The 5255-nt window shown below is 48.2% G+C and carries 3 protein-coding genes and 1 pseudogene; 2 read left to right on the top strand and 2 right to left on the bottom strand.

All coding sequences use genetic code 11. The annotated features are described in order from the left end of the window. Positions 1 to 218 (top strand): annotated as a pseudogene (locus RM811_RS14540) (histidine ammonia-lyase); the annotation flags it as partial. Positions 219 to 407: 189 nt separating this feature from the next. On the opposite strand, the gene RM811_RS14545 reads toward RM811_RS14540, so the two are convergent. Then, positions 408 to 2351: a hypothetical protein gene (locus RM811_RS14545; RefSeq protein WP_402525605.1), complete on the bottom strand. Its 1944-nt coding sequence runs from the start codon at positions 2349 to 2351 to the stop codon at positions 408 to 410. Between the two features lie 654 nt (positions 2352 to 3005). Between RM811_RS14545 and RM811_RS14550 the strand changes: the two genes are divergently transcribed. After that, entirely contained in the window at positions 3006 to 4436 is a 1431-nt protein-coding gene (locus RM811_RS14550; RefSeq protein ID WP_402525607.1) for a carbon starvation protein A, read from the top strand. Positions 4437 to 4587: 151 nt separating this feature from the next. Here RM811_RS14550 and RM811_RS14555 read toward each other — a convergent pair. Then, the coding region (locus RM811_RS14555; protein WP_402525609.1) for an autotransporter outer membrane beta-barrel domain-containing protein at positions 4588 to 5255 on the bottom strand (668 nt) is incomplete at its 5' end.

Below are 5255 nucleotides of genomic sequence, written 5' to 3' on the forward strand. Positions count from 1 at the left end.
AGATGTGTATAAGAGACAGGGCACAGGGTGTGGATCTGCGTAAACCCTGGAAAACCTCTGAAACGCTGCAGGCGGTGATGAAAACGGTGAGGAAAGATGTTCCCTTCTACGATCAGGATCGTTACTTTTTCCCGGATATACAAAATGCATCGCAGCTGGTGGCCAGTGGGCAATTGAATGTTTACATGCCAGCAGGGCTGTTGGTCAGCCTTGGGTGATGTGCTGGTAACAATCCAGGGGATACCCTGGATGCTTTTGCGACAGCTTCGTTCAGGGTGTCAAATGCCCGGGAGTGAATTCGACAGAAATAAGGCCCGGGCAGTTCTTTTCTCTTGGTATTAATCACCATCAACGATCATTGCTGACAGCAGTTGTACTCCCTGCCTCCGCCCTACAGGATGGTCTTGCTAGGAAGTGACCGGGTCGTACAGGCGACTGCAGCGGGAAAAAGACAGTTTTCTGATAACACTTTTAAAACTGGATTGACCAAGGTGCGTCAGGATTATAACCATGAGTACCTGGGTAATGATTCCTGCAAGCTTAAACTCGGCCACCAGCTTCGACTCCGGAACACCAATATCACAATCCAGCAGTTGCAGATATTCCTGGTAACGATCATCGGCTGAGGCTAAAACCCAGCCCATGGTAGCGCCACAGGCCACGCCACAGAACATGGGCAAAACTTCAGCATGTCGCCGTATTGACTGCCAGGCTCTTTCCAGGTTTTCCCGGCTAAGCCCCTGCATCATAAAACTCAGAGGCGTCAGCAGTGCTTCCATGATCTTTATCGCCCCATCGCTCAACGTAATGCCCTGAACTGCATAGGACAGCATGGCGACTAACAGCAGAGAGTAGCTAAACGGAATAATGTCGGAAATCTTCTGCAAATAATTGCAGTCAACCGCCTGGGATGGGTCTTTCATCTGCGACTTATAGTGCTGTACCACCATGGGCGATCCAAAGGTGAGTGCGATACAATTTAATGAAATCCAGTTAATCAGAATTCTGAAGGTTAGCTTGGCCACGGATTTTGCCCTTGCCGCAATATTGGAGTATTTCACCGATTCACCACGAAGCATGTCCAGAACCTTTTTACCCATTCCGGGGGATTCGAGCATTTCTGCCAGAGCGTTAGCCAGTAGCGGCGTTGCCCTGGTGTCAGATGATATCAGACTGACCGCCTCGGTCAGTTTCTCCCGGTCAAGCTTCGCCCGCTTTGCGGGTGTATCCAGGTCCATAGCCTGAAGCAGCTGTAACACATCTTTAGCACAATGATCTGCATCTGCGACCCTGAGAACCTGCTGAAGGAGAAAAACATTATCAGGCGTTTGGGTATCAGTTATCTGAACAATCTGTTCCGCCGACAACGGGGAATGCGTAGTGGTTATACCTGCGATCATCATATTTTTCCGGACTACTTTGGTCAGCGTTTCAACGGACTCTCGCTCGTCAGAGGCACCATGGCGGAGCGTGGTGAAGTCTTTTCCGTATCCGGAAAGCAGACTGGCAGCCATAACCGCAGGAAGGCCGAACCCTGTTGCCCAGTTGAGGACCAGCATAATATTACCGACCACCTGTCCGAGAGTGGTTAGTGACGGGTTGAGTCCTGTTACCAGGTCAATGCCGCCTTTACGAGCGTTCAAGGCATCCTGCATGGGCGAATAAAATGCGACAGACAGTCCCAGAAGCAGCAGCAGCCCATCCTTCAGACTGACATTACGGATTTTCTCCCGGATATCCGTCAAGACCGATAACCAGCCCGCGCCATCCTCTCTGGAATGCAAATAGTGGGTCAGCTTATTATCCAGATGAACCATGACATCATGCATGGCATTGGCATAGATCGTTCCATGGGTAAGTAGTAGCGACAACGAAAACTGTGCCATACCAAGGCCGCGCTCTTTGGGAGTGGCCTCAGGTCCCAGGGGGATCACACCAAGGACCGAGCAGGCAGAGCCAACAAAGCATAGTGACAGAACGGTTCCATAAAACAATTTTCTTCTGGCGGATAATGGTCTGGCCTCCCCGGTAGCGCTGTTAGCCTCTACTTCCCGAATGAATTGTTCAATAAACCGGTCAAACTCCGTAGCAGTCATAGAATTTAATTGACTGGACAATAACTGATTTATCATTTTTCTGTCGTTTATTTTTTCCAGAAGACTTGTAATATTAACGAGGGAATCACCAGTAGCTTCCGCTTTGTTCGCATTGTAAACTTCACCGGCATCTTCAATAAGTTGTGCAACGGTTTGTGAAGTCCTTTCAGTTTTTCTACTGCCCAGCGCTATGTCACCCGGTAATGAAGCATACTTTGAATCCCAGGTATGGAAGGTTCTGGCGTTATGGGGCATTGTTTGAACCTGCCGGCCTGTTCCGCTACACATTACACTTTCATTTTTTTGATATTGTGCTAAATCCAGAACACTTGTCATTTTTGACATTTGTTCACGTGCTATGGCTCCAAACATTGATTACCTCCAAAAGAACGGGTGCTTAAATTTATAGTTGGTATTTGTGGTGAAGGTGAAATAGGAGATAGACCTGTTGTGTTTTTAAAAAAGACGGCATACCACCACTATTATTTATTGTTAATCAAACATCTCGTTAAGTGTTAGAAATCGTGATTAGTATTACTCGTGTACTCTGCCTGCTTTTACAACGTCAACCCGTTCAAAATAGACCAATAAATTAAATAAAATCAGAAAGCGATCAATTCCTGTATTCTGCGATCTTCTTCTTCTTCTTCTTGTTTTTGTTCTTGTAAAAATCCATAGTGATCCGTTGCAGTTTTTTGCTCCGGATTCAGGGCGCCATATACCAGATATGGAATTATAGTTGTCTTGTTCTAAATCAAAATGATATGTCAGTAAATTGTTATATTGCGCCGGCAAATGAAAATTGCCGATTTTCTGTTCAGCAGGAAAAAAGTAATACAACAACTCAAATCTTGAATTAGATATCCACTGACGTTAGAAAATTCGTGGGATAAAGAGCGGGTAATAAGCGTGTTTAGCTTTCTTGGCGCATTAGCAATTCTGATCACAGGCTATCTGGTCTATGGAAAATGGGTCGACCGTCATTTTGGTGCTGACCCGAATCGAGAGACCCCGGCCCATGTAATGCAGGATGGTGTTGATTTCGTACCCCTGCCCTGGCACAAGATTTTCCTTATCCAGTTTTTGAACATTGCCGGTCTTGGCCCTATTTTTGGTGCCATTATGGGGGCGTTGTATGGCCCTTCAGCCTTTTTATGGATAGCGTTTGGCTGTGTGTTCGGTGGTGCGGTACACGACTATTTTTCAGGCATGCTCTCCGTCCGTCATCAGGGACAGTCGATTCCTGAAATCGTCGGTCATTACCTGGGAGAAGGTTCTCGCAAAGTGATGCGGGGCTTCTCTGTGGTTCTGCTGTTGCTGGTGGGTGTTGTCTTTATGATGGGCCCCGCCGGGTTGTTGGCGAACCTGGGAATGAAAGGCATCTTTGCTAATACCAGCTTCTGGCTGGCGGTGATTTTAGTCTACTACTTTATGGCGACTGTTTTGCCTGTGGATAAAGTGATTGCGAAAATTTATCCACTGTTTGGTTTAACGCTTCTGATTATGGCGTTTGGCGTTGGTGGCATGATACTGGTGAAAGGTCTGCCCATTCCTGAAATTACTGATCCACTCTCTCACCCGAATGGGTTGCCTGCCTGGCCAATGCTGTTTGTCACCATTGCCTGCGGTGCGATCAGTGGTTTTCATGCTACCCAGTCTCCCATGATGGCCCGCTGCCTGCCTTCCGAAAGCTACGGTCGTCGTGTGTTCTTTGGTGCGATGATTGCGGAAGGCGTGGTTGCTCTTATCTGGGCTGCGGCGGCTATGTCTTTCTTCCCTAATGGTCTGGAAGGTCTTAATGATGTGCTCAGCAAAGGCGGCGCAGGTCTTGTGGTTAACGAAGTATCCGTTGGTTTGATGGGCACCGTGGGTGGCATGCTGGCCATTCTTGGGGTTATCGCCTGCCCGATCACTTCCGGTGATACTGCTTTCCGAAGTATACGGCTGATCTTTGCTGATGCGATGAATATCAGTCAGACCAGTACTAAAAACCGTCTGATGCTGGCTGTTCCAGTATTTGCTGTGGGCTTCGCACTGACCTTTATCGACTTTAATATTATCTGGCGCTACTTTGCTTTCTCCAACCAGGCGCTGGCTACTATTGTTCTCTGGGCTTCAGCTATGTATATGGTGCACCAGAATAAAAGTCACTGGCTCGCTTCTCTGCCAGCAACCTTTATGACGGCCGTTTGTAGCACTTATATTCTGATGGCTCCGGAAGGGCTCGGTCTTTCATCTGCGATCTCTTACCCGGTTGGTGTTGCAGCAGGTATTGGCGCAATGGTCTGGTTTATGATGGCCGCTGCGAAGCGAACCGTAACAGCGGAGCCTGCAGTATAACTATGTGCCATATCCTGCGCACCCATAATCCCGGAAACCGCTCCTGCGTTTCCGGGATACAGAATATCCCTGTACATAAAAAAACGTCCGCAAAAGCGGACGTTTCTGTTCAATGATAAAGCCTTGGCCGGCAGCGAAAGTTCAACTCGCCTCAGAAGTCATATCGTAGTTTGATGCTGGCACTGTCAGCAGCAAAGGTGGACTTCCAGGTGTGGTCATAGTTGACCGATGCGCTCAGCGTATTGCTGATCTGGTAGTTGAGCCCGAGGCTGGCTTGCCAGGTGGTTTTTTCCGGTTCTGCGCCAGTATGTGTGGTAGGCGCAGTCGCACCAGCACTGGTTATAATACTATTTGTGACCTCAACTTGATCGGCAGCAAAATCATGGTACACATTCAGGGAGAGGCTCGCATCCAACAAGCCGCGATCCAGTTCAAAGGATTTCATGGCCGTAATACCAGCACCCAGTTCAACCACTTCGTAACGTTGTTTATGAATAGGCTGTGTCATTACGGATGGCGTGATTTCCTCATAGGCCTCAATATCAACCCGTCCGTAGTTGAAGGAGAGGTTTGGCTGCAGCACCATTGCCTGACTATCCAGCCAGAAGTCCTGACCGGTCACCAGACGTAAGCCCAGTTGGTTAGCATCATACTCTGATGTGCTCAGCCCGGTGATCTCTACTTTTTCGGTTTCGTTTTTGCTGACACCGGCGCTGGCCATAATATCAACAAAGCGGTCACTGTTTTGCCAGCTGCCATAGAGGGTACCAATGTAGCTGGTGGTATCCGTTATGTTGCTTCTGTCTCTTATACACATCT

The organism is Endozoicomonas sp. (assembly GCF_031844845.1).
Taxonomy (GTDB): domain Bacteria; phylum Pseudomonadota; class Gammaproteobacteria; order Pseudomonadales; family Endozoicomonadaceae; genus Endozoicomonas.